This is a genomic window from Massilia sp. IC2-278, from assembly GCF_020708045.1.
GTDB lineage: Bacteria > Pseudomonadota > Gammaproteobacteria > Burkholderiales > Burkholderiaceae_D > Telluria.
On the sequence record NZ_JAJFES010000014.1, the window covers coordinates 121,073 to 138,245 of the forward strand.

Annotated in this window: 18 protein-coding genes; 12 read left to right on the forward strand and 6 right to left on the reverse strand. The window is 64.6% G+C overall.

Annotated elements, in window-relative coordinates; translation table 11 throughout:
• Nucleotides 1–84 precede the first annotated feature (84 nt).
• On the reverse strand, nt 85–2,139 hold the full coding sequence (locus tag LK540_RS20665) for a S9 family peptidase (RefSeq protein WP_229439200.1): 2,055 nt from the start codon (nt 2,137–2,139) through the stop codon (nt 85–87).
• Nucleotides 2,140–2,270: 131 nt separating this feature from the next.
• Entirely contained in the window at nt 2,271–2,603 is a 333-nt protein-coding gene (locus tag LK540_RS20670; protein WP_229439201.1) for a hypothetical protein, read from the reverse strand.
• Nucleotides 2,604–3,133: 530 nt separating this feature from the next.
• Between LK540_RS20670 and LK540_RS20675 the strand changes: the two genes are divergently transcribed.
• Nucleotides 3,134–3,562 carry a hypothetical protein gene (locus tag LK540_RS20675; RefSeq protein WP_229439202.1) on the forward strand — a complete coding sequence of 143 codons (429 nt, stop codon included), beginning with the start codon at nt 3,134–3,136 and terminating at the stop codon, nt 3,560–3,562.
• Nucleotides 3,563–4,233: 671 nt separating this feature from the next.
• Here the strand turns inward: LK540_RS20675 and moaC are convergent.
• Entirely contained in the window at nt 4,234–4,740 is a 507-nt protein-coding gene (moaC, locus tag LK540_RS20680; protein WP_229439203.1) for a cyclic pyranopterin monophosphate synthase MoaC, read from the reverse strand.
• 161 nt (nt 4,741–4,901) lie between these two features.
• Here moaC and LK540_RS20685 point away from each other — a divergent pair, with 161 nt between their 5' ends.
• A complete protein-coding gene (locus LK540_RS20685; RefSeq protein ID WP_229439204.1) occupies nt 4,902–6,422 on the forward strand; it encodes a M48 family metalloprotease in 1,521 nt (506 codons plus the stop codon).
• Between the two features lie 64 nt (nt 6,423–6,486).
• Nucleotides 6,487–6,672, forward strand: coding sequence for a hypothetical protein (locus LK540_RS20690; RefSeq protein WP_229439205.1), 186 nt, complete (start codon nt 6,487–6,489; stop codon nt 6,670–6,672).
• A 1-nt stretch (nt 6,673) separates the two neighbouring features.
• On the opposite strand, the gene LK540_RS20695 is transcribed toward LK540_RS20690, so the two are convergent.
• Genes LK540_RS20695 through LK540_RS20705 form a run of 3 tightly spaced genes read right to left on the reverse strand, consistent with a single transcriptional unit; the run spans nt 6,674 to nt 8,498 of the window.
• Nucleotides 6,674–7,264, reverse strand: a complete 591-nt coding sequence (locus tag LK540_RS20695) for a DUF2946 family protein (protein WP_229439206.1) — start codon at nt 7,262–7,264, stop codon at nt 6,674–6,676.
• Nucleotides 7,257–8,258, reverse strand: a complete 1,002-nt coding sequence (locus tag LK540_RS20700) for a YheT family hydrolase (protein ID WP_229439207.1) — start codon at nt 8,256–8,258, stop codon at nt 7,257–7,259. Before LK540_RS20700 ends, LK540_RS20695 begins: the two co-directional genes overlap by 8 nt.
• 45 nt (nt 8,259–8,303) lie before the next feature.
• A complete protein-coding gene (locus LK540_RS20705) occupies nt 8,304–8,498 on the reverse strand; it encodes a zinc-finger domain-containing protein (RefSeq protein WP_229439208.1) in 195 nt (64 codons plus the stop codon).
• Nucleotides 8,499–8,798: 300 nt separating this feature from the next.
• Here LK540_RS20705 and LK540_RS20710 point away from each other — a divergent pair, with 300 nt between their 5' ends.
• From LK540_RS20710 to LK540_RS20750, 9 genes are all read left to right on the forward strand, one after another.
• Complete coding sequence (locus tag LK540_RS20710) at nt 8,799–9,545, forward strand: AzlC family ABC transporter permease (RefSeq protein ID WP_229439209.1); 747 nt, start codon at nt 8,799–8,801, stop codon at nt 9,543–9,545.
• Nucleotides 9,538–9,882: an AzlD domain-containing protein gene (locus tag LK540_RS20715; protein ID WP_229439210.1), complete on the forward strand. Its 345-nt coding sequence runs from the start codon at nt 9,538–9,540 to the stop codon at nt 9,880–9,882. The genes LK540_RS20710 and LK540_RS20715 overlap by 8 nt, the downstream gene beginning before the upstream one ends.
• Before the next feature lie 175 nt (nt 9,883–10,057).
• Nucleotides 10,058–11,263, forward strand: coding sequence for a phosphoglycerate kinase (locus tag LK540_RS20720; RefSeq protein ID WP_229439211.1), 1,206 nt, complete (start codon nt 10,058–10,060; stop codon nt 11,261–11,263).
• 57 nt (nt 11,264–11,320) lie between these two features.
• Nucleotides 11,321–12,775, forward strand: a complete 1,455-nt coding sequence (pyk, locus tag LK540_RS20725; protein ID WP_229439212.1) for a pyruvate kinase — start codon at nt 11,321–11,323, stop codon at nt 12,773–12,775.
• A 60-nt stretch (nt 12,776–12,835) separates the two neighbouring features.
• Nucleotides 12,836–13,900: a class II fructose-bisphosphate aldolase gene (fba, locus tag LK540_RS20730; RefSeq protein WP_229439213.1), complete on the forward strand. Its 1,065-nt coding sequence runs from the start codon at nt 12,836–12,838 to the stop codon at nt 13,898–13,900.
• Between the two features lie 96 nt (nt 13,901–13,996).
• Nucleotides 13,997–14,893, forward strand: coding sequence for a phosphoribosylaminoimidazolesuccinocarboxamide synthase (locus LK540_RS20735; protein WP_229439214.1), 897 nt, complete (start codon nt 13,997–13,999; stop codon nt 14,891–14,893).
• A 1-nt stretch (nt 14,894) separates the two neighbouring features.
• Nucleotides 14,895–15,395, forward strand: a complete 501-nt coding sequence (gene purE / locus LK540_RS20740; RefSeq protein WP_229439215.1) for a 5-(carboxyamino)imidazole ribonucleotide mutase — start codon at nt 14,895–14,897, stop codon at nt 15,393–15,395.
• 6 nt (nt 15,396–15,401) lie between these two features.
• Entirely contained in the window at nt 15,402–16,604 is a 1,203-nt protein-coding gene (locus tag LK540_RS20745; RefSeq protein WP_229439216.1) for a 5-(carboxyamino)imidazole ribonucleotide synthase, read from the forward strand.
• 17 nt (nt 16,605–16,621) lie between these two features.
• On the forward strand, nt 16,622–17,173 hold a 552-nt coding region (locus LK540_RS20750; RefSeq protein ID WP_229439223.1), incomplete at its 3' end, for an L-threonylcarbamoyladenylate synthase.

Sequence of the window (17,173 nt, forward strand, 5' to 3'; positions counted from 1 at the left end):
TGAAAAAACGCCCATTGTCACATTCCACAAAAAAGCCCGCTACAGGAGCGGGCTTGGAGAACTGAAAGCGGGGGCGCGAACGGCTCAGCGCTTCAGGTAATGGTCGAGCCAGTCGATCACGGTGTGGTGCCAGAGCACCGAGTTGGCCGGCTTCAGCACCCAGTGGTTCTCATCCGGGAACATCAGGAACTTGCTTTCGATGCCTTTGCGCTGCAGCGCCGTGAAGGTCGACAGGCCTTGCGCGGTCGGGATGCGGAAGTCGAGGTCGCCCTGGACCACCAGCATCGGCGTCTTCCACTTGTTCACGTGGTGCACCGGGTTGAAGCGCTCATGGTTTTCCGGAACGGTGAAGTAGGGGCCGCCGCTTTCCCAGTCGGTGAACCATTGTTCCTCGGTCGAGTAAGCCATGCCGCGGGTGTCGAACACGCCGTCGTGGTTGACGATGCACTTGAAGCCGTCCGGCCAGTTACCCTCGATCCAGTTCATCATGTAGCCGCCGTAGGAAGCGCCGAGTGCGCAGCTGCGCTCGCGGTCCAGCCACGGGAATTTTTCGACGGCCGCAGCCAGGCCCTTTTGCAGGTCTTCGAGCGGCTTGCCGCCCCAGTCGCCGCTGATGGCGTCGGTGAACTTCTGGCCGTAGCCGGTCGAGCCGTGGAAGTCGATGAACACGGCGGCGTAGCCGGCGCCGGCATAGATTTGCGGATTCCAGCGGTAGCTCCAGGCATTGCCGAAGCTGCCCTGCGGGCCGCCGTGCACCAGGAAGGCGACCGGGTACTTCGCGCCCGGCGTGGCGTTCCACGGTTTCATCACGTAACCGTAGACGGTGTCGCCGCCCGCGCCCTTGAACGAGAACTGCTCGAACTCGCCGAAGCGCACGTCGGCCAGCTTGTCGGCGTTATTCGTGGTCAGTTGCTGCGACTTGCCGCCAGCCAGTTTCACCGAATACAGCTGGGCCGGTGAGTTCAGAGTGGCGAGCGAATAGGCGACGGTATTCCCGCGCACGTCGAAGCCGCCGATCGACCCCTTGTCGGTCAATGGCGTGATCTTGCCACTAGCGACCTCGATGCGGAACAGGCGGTGCTGGCCGATGTCCTCGGCATCGACCACGACCGACTTGCCGTCAGCGCTCCACTGCAGGCCGCCGGCCGAGCGGTCCCAGTCGGCGGCCAGCTTGCGCTTGGCGCCGGTGGCTACGTCCATCAGCATGATCTGGTAGCGGTCGGCTTCGAAGCCCGGGCGCGCCATGGCCAGGTAGGCGAGAGTGCGGCCGTCCGGCGAGAACACGGCCTTGGTGTCCCAGGCCGGATTCTCGGCGGTGAGGTTGCGCGGTGCGGCGCCGCCGGCGGCCGGCACGCTGTACAGGTCGAAGTTGGTCGACCAGGCTTCGGTCTTGCCGGCGATGCGCGCGGCGAACACGACGGTCTTGCCGTCCGGGCTGAAACGGTATTCCTCGCGGTCGCCAAAGGGTTTCGAGGGCACGTCGCCGTCGAGCGAGCCCGACAGGCTGACCGGCGCGCCGCTCACCACGCCCTTGCCATCCAGCGCGGCCGAGAACAGGACAGCATTGCGGCCATCGTTCCAGGTGTCCCAGTGACGCACGAACAGGCGGTCGTAGACCTTGCCGCTGGCCTTGTTCTTGGCTTGTTCCTTCAGGCGCGTCTCCGTGCAGGCCAGGTCCGCGCAGTCGCGGAACACGGCTATGCTCAGGGCGATGCGGTCGCCGCTTGGGGAAACGCGGAAGTTGTCGACGTCCAGCGGCAGGTTCGTCACCTGCACCGGCGCGCCGCCGGCGGCCGGCTGGCGCCACACCTGCGAGCTGCCCGAGCGGTTTGAGAGGAAGTAGACAGCGTCGCCCTTCGGCGACCATTCTGGATCGGTGCTGCTGCTCGCGTCGCTGACGAAGACGGTTGGGGCGGATTTAGCCCCGCGCAAGTCGACCATCCACAGTTTGGTATGGCCGCGGTTCTTGTCCATGTCCGTGCTGCGCACGGTGTAGACGGCGCGGCTGGCATCCGGCGACAGCACCGGGGCGCCGACGCGTTCCAGGGTCACCAGGTCTTCCACGGTCAGGCCGCGCGGCGCGGCGACGGCGCTGGAGGCGGCCACGGCCGCGCCCAGCATCAGCAAGCGTAATGTCATTCGATCCTCTTCAACGTGTCTCGGTGTTTTTGTGTTTCGCGCGCATGGTTGTGCCGCGGGCAAACCAGCAATTTAACACGTTGCAGAAATGACCGGAATGGGAGGCAGCTGCGGGCACGCGCCTGCGCGGTTCAGGGCGCCACGCTGAGCGATACGGCAACCAGCGTGTGCCGCGCATAGGTCAGGCGGGCGATGCCGTTGACGCCTGGGTCCTTGTCGCGGTACTCGACGATGCGTGCGCCGTCCTCGTGCAGGTGGTAGGGCGCCGTCCAGTCGATGTGCAGCCCGCGCTTGTCGGCATAGGCGCGCAGCTGCCCCTTTCGCGTCGGGCAGGCCGCCCGCGCGCGCGTAACGCATGATGGATATTTCGGGCGGCAGGACCGTTCTTTCGAAACGCGACCCGTCGGGCCAGGAAAATGCCAGCCAGCTTTGCGCCGCCTGGTCTGCCGCGCCTTCTGCCGCACCTTCCGCCGCACCGGCCTTGCCCCTGCATACCGACGGAGCGCCCTTGCGTGCGGCCAGGTAGCGATAAAAGGTGTCGCCGGAACGGATGTCCGCAGCCAGGGCGGCCAGCGCGGCCGGCGAGCCGCCGTCCGGGCGGCAGGGCAGGGCGCCGCTTGCCGCCATGGAAAACGAAGCGGCGGCAAGAGCGAGGCCCAGGCCCCATCGTGCGTAGCAGGTCTTGTTCACGGTTTTCCTAATGCTGGGTATTCATATGATAGGTATGAAGACGATGAGAAACTGTGAAGTTATTAATTCTTGTGCGCACTCGAGCAGGCGCGGGCTCGTTGCAGTGCAGCGGCGGTGGCGTCGCGCTCGCAGCCCTTCGAGCGCAGCCGACAGCGGCCAACGTCCACAGACCTGGCGTGCTGGCCAAGCGGTGCGTCTGGTGTCGCGAAAACATGTACCAGATATCAATTTACATGTCCCTGATTGATTCGTTTCCTGCACAAAGGTAATGTTGCAGAATTGAACTTAATAGCCAGGGGACAGCATGTTGTTTTCCGTTCTAACGGTAGGGGCGGTCATCGCCGTGATCGCTGCATTGATTGCCGTAGCAATCTACCAAACGAAGGAAACTAGAGCAGCCAGGAATCAGTACAAGCAGTGCTTGTCTCTGCTTGCCCGTGATCCAGCCAATCCGCAACTACGCTCCATGACCTTGACGATGGGCCAAATTTACGTGGGTCTGGTGAATGACGGCAGGGGCCGCTCGCGACTGAATGAGTGGCAGATCATGCGGGATATCGAGGCGGCCTGTGCCCGCGCTCCCATGGTTCCGACAGCGCCACCGGTGGACCCCACGCTCGATCCGGAGAGTCCGGAAGCTCGGCTTGCAACACTCAATCACTCCCTTTCGCAAGGCCTGATCACTGGGCAGGAGTACATCGCGAAGCGCGAACAGTTGGTAGGCAAGGGTTGAGGCAGCCGCTTGAGCGGTGTCGCATCATCCGTCGATGTGCCGGGCCCAGCCGCCGCTCTTGCCAACGTGCCTTTCCAGCGCCCGCACGTTGGTCATCACCATGCCGCGGCCGGCCGCCTTGCACATCGGTGGCACCAGGTCGCTGGCGCTACCGACTGGATGGCATGACAATGTGATGACAATTTGATGACAACTGGAACTTGTTAGATTTGCAACGTGCGTACATACTCTGGTAGAGCGACGATATCGTCGTCACAATAGATAACAAGGACACTGATATGCGTATATTGCTTCCAGTTTTGGCAGTAGCATCGTTGGCCGCGTGTGGTGGCGGTGACAGTGGGGGACCTGACATCGAGACCCGAGCCGCCGGAATCAAGGTGTTTAAAGCGACGGGCTCGCTCCAGTGCAGCGGCGGCGGTCTTTCGCTCAGCGCCCTGCAAGCGCAACTAACAGCGGCCAACGTCCAGGTTCGCTCCGCCGAGTGCGGGACGGATGGCCAGCCTGTGCCGGCAGTATGCGGTGTCCCGGACGGCAAGATCGGGATCTTCGAGCTTCCGATCGGTGAGGAGGCTGCAGCTGCCGCAGCCGGCTTCAAGCCCCTGAGCACCCTGCCGGGTGCAAAGACGGCCCCTTGCTTATGAAGGGATGTCGGGCTGGCCGAACGACGGCTATACAGCCGCTGTCCAATCGCCCGATTTCCCGCCGTGCTTTTCCAGCACCCGCACATTCGTCATGACCATGCCGCGGTCGGCCGCCTTGCACATGTCGTAAATCGTCAGCAAGCCGACCTGCACCGCGGTCAGCGCCTCCATCTCGACCCCGGTCTTGCCCACGGTTTCCACCTGGGCGCGGCAATGCACGCTATTCGCAGCAGCATCCACCTCGAAATCGACAGCCACCCGCGTAATCGGCAGCGGATGGCACAGCGGCACCAGGTCGCTGGTGCGTTTCGCCCCCATGATGGCGGCGATGCGGGCGATGCCGAGCACGTCGCCCTTCTTCGCGCTGCCCGACTGGATCAGGTCGAGGGTGGCCGGCTGCATGCGGATGGTGCCGGCCGCCACCGCGATGCGATGGGTTTCCTGCTTGGCGCCGACGTCGACCATGTGGGCCTGGCCGCTGGCGTCGAAATGGGTGAGCGGGCTGGTACTGGTGGTCGGCTTGGAACTGGTCATGGTCGTGTTGGTATGCTCGAGTAAGAAAGTGTTTCCGCTCGCGGCAAGCCGTGCGCGGATGCGGTTATCATAGCACCGTGAAATCGCTGACCTATTCCGCGTTCCTGCCCACGTTCCGGACACGCTCCCGGCGCTGGCGCCGTTCCCTGGCCGTCCTGCTCGTGACGACCGCAACCGGTTTCGCCTGGACGCCGGCGTCCGGGCAATCCCCGAATGCCGCCAGCGGGCCGCGCCTGCCGACCCTGGGCGACGCCGCGCGCGAAGACCTGTCGCCGGTCACCGAGCGCAAGCTGGGCGAGGAAATCATGCGCCAGATCCGGCGCGACCGCGATTACCTCGACGACGACCAGATCCTCGATTACCTGAACCATTTCGGCGGCGCCCTGGTCGATGCCGCGCCCGGCGCGCGCGGCGAAACCGGCTCCGATTTCGGCTTCTTTGCGGTGCGCGACCCGGTGCTGAACGCCTTTGCCCTGCCTGGCGGCTATATCGGCATCCATTCGGGCCTCCTGATCGCGGCGCAGACCGAGTCGGAACTGGCCTCGGTAATGTCGCACGAGATCGGCCACGTGTCGCAGCGCCACATCGCGCGCATGCTCGGCCAGCAAAAGCAGGATGCGCTGCTGCCGATCGCGGCCATGATCCTGGCGGCGCTGGCCGCGCGCGCCAGTCCGGATGCGGCAATGGGCGTGCTGATGGGCGGGCAGGGCCTGGCGCTCGACCGCCAGCTGTCCTTCAGCCGCGATGCCGAGCGCGAGGCCGACCGGGTCGGCTTCCAGATCATGAGCGCCGGCGGCTACGACACCACGGGCATGGTCGCCTTCTTCAAGCGCCTGCAAAGCGCCAACAAGGTATATGGCGAAATGCCGGCCTTCCTCAGCAGTCACCCGCTGACCGGCGAGCGCATTGCCGACATCCAGGCGCGCATCCGCGAAACGCCGCAGCGCCAGCGCGCCGACGCCATCGAATTCCACCTGGCCAAGGCGCGCGCCCGCGTGCTGCAGGACGGCAGCACGACCGGCCTGCGCGATACCCGCACCACTTTCGAAACGCAGATGGGCCAGCCGCAACGCCAGCAGCAGGTGGCGGCCCAGTACGGCCTGGCCTACCTGTCGCTGAAGCAGGGCGACCTGGCGGCGGCGCGCAGCTGGCTCGATAAATCGCGCGCCAGCATGAAGCCGAAGGAGGGCGTGCTGTCGGCGGCGCCCGCCAGCGACGGCGGCGCCATGTTTGCCGGGCTCGACCTGGAGATCAGGCTGGCGGCGGGCCAGCCGAAAGACGTGCTGCAAGGTGCGGTGAAGGATGCCGAGCAGGCCATCCACGCCTACCCGCTGTCGCGCGCGCTGGCACGCCAGTATGCCGAAGCGATGATTGCCGCCGGCAAGTTCGAGGATGCCACGCGCTACCTGCGCGACCAAGTGCGCATGTACCGCGAAGATCCGAAGCTCTACGACCTGATGGCGAAAGCCTATTCCAGCCAGGGCAAGATCGCGCTGCAGCACATGGCGCTGGCCGAATCCTATGTGCTGGCCGGCGCCATGCCGGCGGCGGTGGACCAGCTGAACTTTGCGCGCAAGGCGGGCGACGCCAGCTTCTATGAACAGTCGGTGATCGACGCCCGCGAACGCGAGATCAAGGAACGCCAGCGCGAGCTGAAAGAACTCGAAGAGAAGGTCAAGTGAGCGTGGACACCAGCTTGCCGCCAATGCCGGCGCGGTCTACTTATTGCCAGGGGTATGACCGTTGATGAAAAAATTTCTTCTTGCCGCGGCCGGTGGCGCCGTAGGCACCCTCATCTATACCGGATTCTTCAGTGACACGCATGCGCTCGACTGGTATCGGGCCGCGTTTGTCGGCTGCGGGATCGGACTCGTGACAGCCTTGTCTGCCAGGAGGAAAAACAGCACGCCTCCAGCCGACCGGCGCGGCTGAATCAGGCCGGCGCCGGCGTGCGCACGAAGCCGAAGCGCTGCGGCAGCGCATCACGCGCCACCCGCTCCACCGGCACCTGGGCGCCGCGGTAGTTCAGCGTCAGCGTTCCGGTTTCATTGTCGAGCCAGGCCAGCAAGGCTTCGTCGCCAACAGGCTTCCCATTCAATTCCAGATGCTCGAACAATGGCGCCACGTCGCGGTCGTCGACCTGGGCGACGATCTCGCCCGCCTGCACGATGGCCTCGCCCGACTCGGTCAGGAACAGGCGCTCGATGGAGGGCAGTGCGGCGCCGGTCTGCACCGTCATGCCCTGGGCCGGGTCGGTGCGCGCGATGAAGGGCGTCGCTTCGAGATTCACGTACACGCGCTGCGGGCCGTTCTGGAAATACCAGCGGCCCTGCTCGTCGTGCGCGTAATTGCGGTTGATGAAGCCGACCAGCGTCGGGTTGTTCAGCTTGTCGCCGGGTGCATTGGCCCCCTGCGCCGCTTCGTCGCGCATGCGCCAGGCGCCGCGCGCGTCGAGTGCCAGCCAGCCGTAGCAGTGCGGCACGTTCGGCCACTTGGCCATTGCCTGTTTTACGATGTCATCCATGGGCTGCAGCATTGCATAAACCCGGGTCATTCGGCGCGCGCATGGACAGGTCGTCGAAGAAGGAAAGGATGCGCGCCGGCAGCCAGTCGATCCGGCCCGGGAAGGGGCCGGCAGGAAAGCCGACGTGGCCGCCTTCTTCGGGATATTCCAGCGTCACCGCCTGCGAGGCAGAAGAGGGTAAATACTGGCCCGGCAGGAAGGGATCGTTGCGCGCGTTCAGGACCAGCGTCGGGACCGTGATATCCATCAGCACGTGGCGGGCGCTGGCGCGGTGCCAGTAGTCGTCGGTGTCGCGGTAGCCGTGCAGGGGCGCGGTCACCACATTGTCGAAGGCGTAGAGGTCGCGCGCAGCGAGCAGGGCCGTCTTGTCGAACAGGCCGGGAAATTGTTCCAGCTTGGCCAGGCACTTCGGCTTCAGGGTTTGCAGGAACATGCGCGTGTAGAGCATGTTCAGGCCCGAGGACAGGGCTTCGCCGCCGCGCGCCAGGTCGAGCGGGGCGGAAATCGCGGCGGCGGCCGTGACGAAACCGGCACCGTGGCCGGATTCGCCCAGCCAGCGCAACAGGGCGTTGCCGCCGAGCGAGACGCCGGCCACGTACAGCGGACCCGGCGCACGTTTGCGCAAACGCGCCATGATCCAGTCGATTTCGGCGGCGTCGCCGGAGTGGTAGAAACGCGGCGTGAGGTTGGCTTCGCCGGAGCAGCCGCGGAAATGCGGCACCGCGCCGGACCAGCCGCGCGCAGCCAGTGCCGCCATCAGGCCGCGCGCGTAATGGCTGTGCGAGGAACCTTCCAGCCCGTGGAACAGCACGACCAAAGGTTTACCCGGTTCGCCGTCGACGAAATCGACGTCGACGAAGTCATCGCCCAGCAGCGGGTCGTGCACGCCCCAGCGCTCGCGCCGGTAGGCGACCGGCGGCTTGGCGACGCAGGTCGCCGGGTAGATGGTTTGCAGGTGGCCGCCGGGCAGCCACCCTGGGGCGCGGTATTGCATGGGCATGCGGCGAAAGTATGCGGCGAACGACGGCCGCGCGCCGGATCAGTGGTGCTTGAACTCGACGCCGGCGGCCAGGCGGTAGTGGGTGCCGCAGTACGGGCACTTGGCCGTGCCTTCATGGTCGAAGTCGAGGAAGACGCGCGGGTGCGACGACCACAGCGGCATGGCCGGGTTCGGGCAGTGGGCCGGCAGGTCTTTGGCCTCCAGTTCGACCACAGGCATCGTCTTTACGTTCATTGCAATTCTCCGTCGGGCAGGGTTTGGATAAAGATGGGATTTTAACGGATTCGAGCGAGGGGGCGGGATGATCGGTAGAATGCCGGAATGATCACATCAGCGTGCGGCTCGCGGACGCGATGCGAGCGACAGCCTTCGGCAGCGGGCCAGCGCATAGGCAGGTAACGCGTGGGCACAGCGTGCCCACCTTACGGTCACCTGCCAGGCCGAATTCAAGACCTTCATTTCTCGACGTTTCATGTCCCATCATTTTGGTTTCGTTCTCGCTGTAACTCACCCAGGCTGTTGCAGGAAGGCGACATGAGCGCGCCGCCAGCCACGCAATCGACTCCCGTTATCGAAGAACACGATCCCGAACTCTGGCGCGAAGGCCTGAAGACGGGTATGCCGACGCTGTTCGGTATTGCCGCATGGGGCATGGTGGTCGGTATTGCCATGGTCAAGACCGGGCTCACGGTGTGGCAGGCGTGCGGTATGACCTTGCTGGTGTTCGCAGGTTCCGCCCAGTTGGCTTCCTTGCCGCTGATCGTTGCGCATGCGCCGATCTGGGTGGTCTTCGCCACCGCGCTGGTCGTGAATTTGCGTTTCGTGATCTTCTCGGCCCTGCTGGCGCCGCACTTCACGCACCTGCCCTGGCGCCAGCGTTTGTTCTACGGTTATATCTCTGGCGACTTGACGGTGGCGATGTTCCTGCAGCGATTTCCGACCGCGGTGCCGGTGAAGGGCAAGCTGTCGTATTTGAAAGGGCTGATGTTCCCGAACTGGTGCGCGTGGCAAACCGGCTCGCTGATCGGCATCTTCCTCGGCAGCACGATCCCCAGCGAATGGGGCCTGGGCTTTGCCGGCACGCTGGCCATCCTCTGCATCACGGTGCCGCTGATCATCAACAGCGCCGCGTTGTGCGGCGTGCTGGTGGCCGGCGCGGTGGCGGTGCTGGCGAACGGTTTTCCCTATAAATTGGGCCTGCTGGTCGCGGTGGTGGCCGGCATGGTGGCGGCCTTGGTAACCGAGAAATTGACTGAAAAGCGAAAGGCGCGCCATGGCTGAGTGGGAAATCTGGGTCGTCATTGGCGTGCTGGCGCTGTCCACCGCCATCACCCGCAGCGGCTTCTGGCTGATCGGTCACAAGGTCAGCATTCCGCCGCGCATCCAGGACATGCTGCGCTACGCACCGGCCTGCGCGCTAGCGGCCATCATCGGCCCCGACCTGTTGCTCGATAGCGGCGGCAATGTGCACCTGGAACTGGGCAATCCAAAACTGCTGGGCGGCATTGCCGCGCTCGGTTTTTACCTCTGGCGCCGCAACATGCTGCAGACGATTGTATTCGGCATGCTTGCTTTCACACTGTTGCGGGTAATGCACGTTTTTCAGGGTGCAGCCTAGCAATCCCCAATAAACCTACTGCGCGTTGGATTGTCGGCCTGCGCCGCCAAGGCGATAGCTCGCTGTACATTCGTACAGCTGCGCTTCTCGGCCAACACTCCTGCCGCTCGCAACGGTTTCTTGGGGTTTGCTGCGGTAGAATATCGTTCTTTCATTATTTCACTGTTGAGTCGCCATGGACGCCGTTCTCAGTTTCACCCGCTTGCAAGACCTGATCGACCGCGATGCGCTGAAAAACAAGCGCGTCTTCATCCGTGCCGACTTGAACGTGCCGCAAGATGACGCCGGCAACATCACCGAAGACACGCGCATCCGCGCTTCGGTGCCGGCGATCCAGGCCGCCCTGAAAGCCGGCGCCGCCGTCATGGTCACCTCGCACCTGGGCCGCCCGACCGAGGGCGAATTCAAGCCGGAAGACACGCTGGCGCCGGTCGCCGCGCGCCTGTCCGAGCTGCTCGGCCAACCCGTCGAACTGAAGCAGGACTGGGTCGATGGCGTGGACGTGGCCCCAGGCCAGGTCGTGCTGCTGGAAAACTGCCGCGTCAACAAAGGTGAAAAGAAGAATTCTGATGAACTGGCCCAGAAGATGGCCAAGCTCTGCGACGTGTATGTGAACGATGCCTTCGGCACCGCCCACCGCGCCGAAGCGACCACCCACGGCATCGCCAAGTTCGCCCCTGTCGTCTGCGCTGGCCCATTGCTGGCCGCGGAACTCGACGCACTCGGTAAAGCGCTGGGCCAGCCGGCGCGTCCGCTGCTGGCCATTGTGGCGGGCTCGAAAGTGTCGAGCAAGCTCTCGATCCTGCAAAGCCTGGCCGGCAAGGTCGACAACCTGGTCGTCGGTGGCGGCATCGCCAACACCTTCATGAAGGCCGTCGGCCTGAACATCGGCAAGTCGCTGGTCGAGAACGACCTGGTCGCTGAAGCGAAATCGATCATCGACATGATGAGCGCGCGCGGCGCCTCGGTGCCGATTCCGGTCGACGTCGTCTGCGCGAAAGAGTTTTCGCCGACCGCCGCTGCCACCGTCAAGGATGTGGCGGACGTCAGCGACGACGACATGATCCTCGATATCGGCCCGAAGACGGCTGCCATGCTGGCCGAGCAGGTGAACAAGGCCGGCACCATCGTCTGGAACGGCCCGGTCGGCGTGTTCGAATTCGACCAGTTCGCCGAGGGCACGAAGACCCTGGCGCTGGCGATTGCGGATTCGAACGGCTTCTCGATTGCCGGCGGCGGCGACACCCTGGCGGCGATCGCCAAGTACGACATCGGCGAGAAGATCGGCTATATCTCCACCGGCGGCGGCGCCTTCCTCGAGTTCCTGGAAGGGAAGACCCTGCCGGCAGTCGAGATCCTGCTGCAGCGTAATAGCCAATAAGCTCAGTAACAAGCGCAGCCCAGGCTGCGCTTCTCTTTTTCAAGAACAAGGATCAACATGTATTGCGCTACCAAGATCGTTGCCACCATCGGCCCTGCCTCGACCGACTTCGACATCCTCGTCAAGATGATCCGCGCCGGCGTCGACGTCGTGCGCCTGAACTTCTCGCACGGTAAGGCCCAGGACCACATCGACCGCGCCGCCCTGGTGCGCCGCGCCGCCGCAGCCTGCGGCGTGGAGGTGGCGATCATGGCCGACATGCAGGGTCCGAAGATCCGCGTCGGTAAGTTTGAAGAAGGCAAGATCTTCCTGAACAATGGCGACAAGTTCGTGCTGGACGCGAAATGGGGCGAGAACGGCGAGCTGGGCAACCAGGAACGCGTCGGCCTCGACTACAAGGCCTTGCCGCGTGACGTGCGTCCGGGCGACAAGCTGCTGCTCAACGACGGCCTGATCGTGCTGGTCGTCGACAAGGTCGTCGGCCACGAAATCTGCACCACGGTCAAGGTTGGCGGCGAGCTGTCGAACAACAAGGGCATCAACCGCCAGGGCGGCGGCCTGACCGCGCCGGCGCTGACCTCGAAGGACATGGAAGACATCAAGACCGCGATGAGCTTCCAGGCCGACTACCTGGCCATTTCCTTCCCGAAAAGCGCGACCGACATGGAAATGGCGCGCCAGCTGGCGAACATCGCTGGCGAGCCTTACCAGCACAAGCCGATGATGATCGCCAAGATCGAGCGCGCCGAAGCCATTCCCGTGTTGCAGGAAATCCTGGACGCGTCGGACGGCATCATGGTCGCGCGCGGCGACCTGGCCGTGGAAGTGGGCAATGCCGCCGTGCCGGCGCTGCAAAAGCGCATGATCCGCATGGCGCGCGCCTCGAACAAGCTGGCGATCACCGCGACCCAGATGATGGAGTCGATGATCGTGAACGCCGTGCCGACCCGCGCCGAAGTGTCGGACGTGGCGAATGCCGTGCTGGACGGCACCGACGCCGTCATGACCTCGGCCGAAACCGCATCGGGCAAGTACCCGGTCGAAACCGTCGAGATGATGGCCGCGATCTGCCTGGAAGCGGAACAATCCGAATACAACAAGCTCGACACGGACTTCCTGAACGTCGAGTTCACCCGCATCGACCAGTCGATTGCCTACGGCACCCTGTTCACCGCGCACCACCTGGCCGTGAAAGCGATCGTCGCCCTGACCGAATCGGGCTCGACCGCGCTGTGGATGAGCCGACATAACATCGACACCCCGATTTTCGCCCTGACCCCGTCACAAACGACGCAGCGCAAGGCCTCGCTGTACCGGAACGTGCGAGCATTCCCCCTGCTGCAGGAAGGCGGCAGCCACGCCGTGCTGCGCAAGGCGGAAGAGCTCCTGATCAAGGAAGGCATGGTCAGCCCGGGCGACACCATCGTCGTGACCTGGGGCTCGCCGATGGGCGAGGCCGGCGGCACCAATGCGCTCAAGATCGTGCGCGTGGGCGAGACCTACAAGGATTAATGGAGGCTTCGCTTGAGCGAAGCTCCCGAAACGGTTTCTTTATTGTTTTGGAGTACTACCATGGCACTCGTATCACTGCGTCAACTGCTGGACCACGCTGCTGAAAACAGCTACGGCCTGCCGGCATTCAACGTCAACAACCTGGAGCAAGTGCAGGCCATCATGGCCGCGGCCGACGCCGTCGGCGCGCCGGTCATCATGCAAGCCTCGGCAGGCGCACGCAAGTACGCCGGCGAAGCCTTCCTGCGCCACCTGATCGACGCCGCCGTCGAAGCCTACCCGCACATCCCGGTCGTCATGCACCAGGACCACGGCCAGTCGCCGGCGGTCTGCATGGCCGCGATCCGCTCGGGCTTCTCCTCGGTGATGATGGACGGTTCGCTGGAAGCCGACGGCAAGTCGGTGGCATCGTACGAATACAACGTCGAAGTCTCGAAGGAAGTCGTGAAATTCGCGCACTCGATCGGCGTGACCGTCGAAGCCGAACTGGGCGTGCTCGGTTCCCTGGAAACGATGAAGGGCGACAAGGAAGACGGCCACGGCGCCGACGGCACCATGACCCGCGAGCAGTTGCTGACCGACGTCGACCAGGCGGCCGATTTCGTGGCCCGCACCCAGTGCGACGCGTTGGCGATCGCCATCGGCACTTCGCACGGCGCCTACAAATTCACCCGCAAGCCGACCGGCGACATCCTGGCCATCGACCGCATCAAGGAAATCCACGCGCGCATCCCGAACACCCACCTGGTGATGCACGGTTCCTCGTCGGTGCCGCAAGAGCTGCTGGCCATCATCCGCGAATTCGGCGGCGACATGAAAGAGACCTACGGCGTGCCGGTCGAAGAGATCCAGGAAGGCATCAAGCACGGTGTCCGCAAGATCAACATCGACACCGACATCCGCCTGGCCATGACCGCGGCGATCCGCAAGTACATGTTCCAGAACCCGTCGAAGTTCGACCCGCGCGACTACCTGAAGCCGGCGCGCGAAGCGGCGATGGAAGTGTGCAAGGCGCGCTTCCAGTCGTTCGGCTGCGAAGGCATGGCCGCCAAGATCAAGCCGATTCCGCTCGAAAAAATGGCCGAGCGTTACAAGGCCGGCGAGCTGGCCCAGGTTGTAAAGTAATATAGCGTTTGGAACGGGCTGCTGCGGCAGCCCGCGCTTCTTTTCGGCGGGTGCGATTGCTGTGTCCGCCGCTTCTGTTTCCCTGATACTCCTTCTATGAACAGCCTCTACCAATCCACGATCCAGTCCCTGCCACTGCTCGGCCACGGCAAAGTGCGCGATAACTACGCTGTCGGCGACGACAAGATCCTGATCGTCACCACCGACCGCCTGTCGGCGTTCGACGTCGTCATGAACGAGCCGATCCCGGGCAAGGGCATGGTCCTGAACCAGATGAGCGATTTCTGGTTCGAGAAACTCGGCCACATCGTGCCGAACCACCTGACCGGCGTGGCGCCGGAAAGCGTCGTGGCTGCCGATGAAGTCGAGCAGGTACGCGGCCGCGCCGTGGTTGCCAAGCGCCTCAAACCGATCCTGGTCGAAGCCGTGGTGCGCGGCTACATCATCGGTTCCGGCTGGAAGGACTATCAGGCAAGCGGAAAGATTTGCGGCATCGAATTGCCGGCAGGCCTGCGCCAGGCCGATAAACTGCCCGAGCCGCTGTTCACCCCGGCCGCGAAAGCCGACATCGGCGAGCACGACGAGAACATCTCGTTCGCCGAGATGGAAGAGCGCATCGGCGCCGAACTGGCCGCGAAAATGCGCGAGGTCTCGATCGCCCTCTACACCGCCGCATTGGAATACGCCGCGACCAAGGGCATCATCATCGCCGACACCAAGTTCGAATTCGGCCTCGACGAGAACAACGTGCTGCACCTGATGGACGAAGTGCTGACGGCCGATTCGTCGCGCTTCTGGCCGGCCGATTCGTACGCGCCGGGCATGTCGCCGCCGTCGTTCGACAAGCAGTTCGTGCGCGACTACCTGGAAACCCTGAGCGACTGGAACAAGACCGCGCCGGCGCCAGCGCTGCCAGCGGACGTGATCGCCAAGACCCAGGCCAAGTACTTCGAAGCCATCGAACGCCTGACCGGCGAAAAGCTGAAAGTTTAAGATGACCGAACAAGCAGTCAAGCCGCTGGTCGGCGTCATCATGGGTTCCTCGTCCGACTGGGACGTGATGAAGAACGCCGTCGACGTGCTGAAGCAATTCGGCGTGCCCTTCGAGGCGCAGGTCATTTCGGCGCACCGCATGCCGGACGAGATGTTCCGCTATGCCGAGACGGCGCGTGCGCGCGGCCTGCGCGCCATCATCGCCGGCGCCGGTGGGGCCGCCCATCTGCCGGGCATGGTGGCGGCAAAAACCATCGTGCCGGTGCTGGGCGTGCCGGTACCGTCGAAATACCTGCGCGGCGAGGATTCGCTGTTGTCGATCGTGCAGATGCCGAAAGGCGTGCCGGTCTCGACCTTCGCCATCGGCGAAGCCGGCGCCGCGAATGCCGCGCTGACCGCGGTGGCGATCATCGCCGCCGGCGACGATGCCCTGGCCGCCCAGTTGGAACAGTTCCGCAAGGACCAGACCGCCGCCGCCCAGGCGATGACCCTGCCCGTATGAGATCGTATGAGTAATTCGCAGCATCCTTCGTTTCTTCCCACCGCCAACCCGCCGACCTGGTTGGGCGTGATGGGAGGCGGCCAGCTCGGCCGCATGTTCGCCCACGCCGCCCAGGCGATGGGCTACAAGGTCGCCGTGCTGGAGCCGAGTGCCGACTGCCCGGCCGGGCAGGTCGCAGAGCGCCTGGTCCAGGCCGGCTACGACGACAGCATCGCCCTCGGCCAGTTGGCCGCCCTGTGCAGCGCCGTCACCACCGAGTTCGAGAACGTGCCGGCCGACAGCATGAATTTGCTGGCGCAGGGCAGTTTCGTCGCCCCTGCGGGTTCGTGCGTGGCGATTGCCCAGGACCGCGTGCTGGAAAAGCGTTTCTTCGTTGATTGCGCGGCCAAGTCCGGCGTGCTGCCGGCGCCGCACAAGGTGATCGCCTCGCTGGAAGACATCCAGGCCATCGGTGACGATCTGCTGCCGGGTATCCTGAAAACCGTGCGCATGGGTTACGACGGCAAGGGTCAGGTGCGCGTGAAGAGCCGCGAGGACGTGCGCGCCGCCTTCGACTCCATGAACGGCGTGACCTGTCTGCTGGAAAAGATGCTGCCGCTGGCCTACGAGGTCTCGGTGCTGACCGCGCGCGGCGCCGACGGGCAATCCGTGGTGTATCCGATTGCCGAGAACGTGCACCGCGACGGCATCCTGTTCACCACCACCGTGCCGGGCCCGAACGTGTCGGCCGAATGCGCGCAGAAGGCGCAGGATGCGGCGCGCGCCATCGTGGCCGAACTCGGCTATGTGGGCGTGCTCTGCATCGAGTTCTTCGTGCTCGAAGACGGCTCGCTGGTCGTCAACGAAATGGCGCCGCGTCCGCACAACAGCGGCCACTACACGATCGACGCTTGCGTGACGAGCCAGTTCGCACAGCAGGTGCGGGCCATGGCGCGCCTGCCGCTGGGCGATGTGCGCCAGCATTCGCCGGCCGTGATGCTGAACATCCTGGGCGATGTCTGGTTTGAAGAGGGCAGCGGCGGCGACCAGCAACGCGAACCCGCCTGGGACCGCGTGCTGGCGCTGCCGGGCGCCTTTTTGCACCTGTACGGCAAGGACGATCCGCGCCGTGGCCGCAAGATGGGCCACGTGACTTTTGTCGCGCCAACGCTGGCGCAAGCACAGGAACAATTGCGCGCAGCCTGCGCCATCCTGGGGATCGCAGCGTGAGCACGAACGAGCACAGCATGGACGAGCGCGGCCTGAACGAGAATGTCGGCCAGGCCGCCATCGAAGCCGGCGCGCGCGCACTCGAAGCCGGCCAGCTGGTCGCTTTTCCGACCGAAACCGTATACGGCCTCGGCGCCGACGCCGAGAACCCGGCAGCCGTTGCTGCCATCTACGCCGCCAAGGGCCGGCCGCAGGATCACCCGGTGATCGTGCACCTGGCGCCGGAAGCGGACATCGCGCACTGGGCCTGCGATATTCCGCCGGAGGCGCATGCGCTGGCCGAAGCCTTCTGGCCCGGCCCGCTGACCATGATCCTGAAGCGCGCCCCGAACATTCCGGATGCGGTGAGCGGCGGCCAGGACACGGTCGGGTTGCGCTGCCCCTCGCACCCGGTGGCGATCGCCCTGCTGCGCGCCTTCAAGGGCGGGCAGCTGGTCGCTTTTCCGACCGAAACCGTATACGGCCTCGGCGCCGACGCCGAGAACCCGGCAGCCGTTGCTGCCATCTACGCCGCCAAGGGCCGGCCGCCGGATCACGTCGGCGCCCTGCCCGTCCATCGCGCGCAAGGC

Bases quoted from the DNA above. Each gene is read 5' to 3' on its own strand.
- LK540_RS20665 (WP_229439200.1), bottom strand. From the start codon at position 2,139: ATGACATTACGCTTGCTGATGCTGGGCGCGGCCGTGGCCGCCTCCAGC.
- LK540_RS20675 (WP_229439202.1), top strand. From the start codon at position 3,134: ATGTTGTTTTCCGTTCTAACGGTAGGGGCGGTCATCGCCGTGATCGCT.
- moaC (WP_229439203.1), bottom strand. From the start codon at position 4,740: ATGACCAGTTCCAAGCCGACCACCAGTACCAGCCCGCTCACCCATTTC.
- LK540_RS20690 (WP_229439205.1), top strand. From the start codon at position 6,487: ATGAAAAAATTTCTTCTTGCCGCGGCCGGTGGCGCCGTAGGCACCCTC.
- LK540_RS20695 (WP_229439206.1), bottom strand. From the start codon at position 7,264: ATGGATGACATCGTAAAACAGGCAATGGCCAAGTGGCCGAACGTGCCG.
- LK540_RS20700 (WP_229439207.1), bottom strand. From the start codon at position 8,258: ATGCAATACCGCGCCCCAGGGTGGCTGCCCGGCGGCCACCTGCAAACC.
- LK540_RS20705 (WP_229439208.1), bottom strand. From the start codon at position 8,498: ATGAACGTAAAGACGATGCCTGTGGTCGAACTGGAGGCCAAAGACCTG.
- LK540_RS20710 (WP_229439209.1), top strand. From the start codon at position 8,799: ATGAGCGCGCCGCCAGCCACGCAATCGACTCCCGTTATCGAAGAACAC.
- LK540_RS20715 (WP_229439210.1), top strand. From the start codon at position 9,538: ATGGCTGAGTGGGAAATCTGGGTCGTCATTGGCGTGCTGGCGCTGTCC.
- LK540_RS20720 (WP_229439211.1), top strand. From the start codon at position 10,058: ATGGACGCCGTTCTCAGTTTCACCCGCTTGCAAGACCTGATCGACCGC.
- pyk (WP_229439212.1), top strand. From the start codon at position 11,321: ATGTATTGCGCTACCAAGATCGTTGCCACCATCGGCCCTGCCTCGACC.
- fba (WP_229439213.1), top strand. From the start codon at position 12,836: ATGGCACTCGTATCACTGCGTCAACTGCTGGACCACGCTGCTGAAAAC.
- LK540_RS20735 (WP_229439214.1), top strand. From the start codon at position 13,997: ATGAACAGCCTCTACCAATCCACGATCCAGTCCCTGCCACTGCTCGGC.
- purE (WP_229439215.1), top strand. From the start codon at position 14,895: ATGACCGAACAAGCAGTCAAGCCGCTGGTCGGCGTCATCATGGGTTCC.
- LK540_RS20745 (WP_229439216.1), top strand. From the start codon at position 15,402: ATGAGTAATTCGCAGCATCCTTCGTTTCTTCCCACCGCCAACCCGCCG.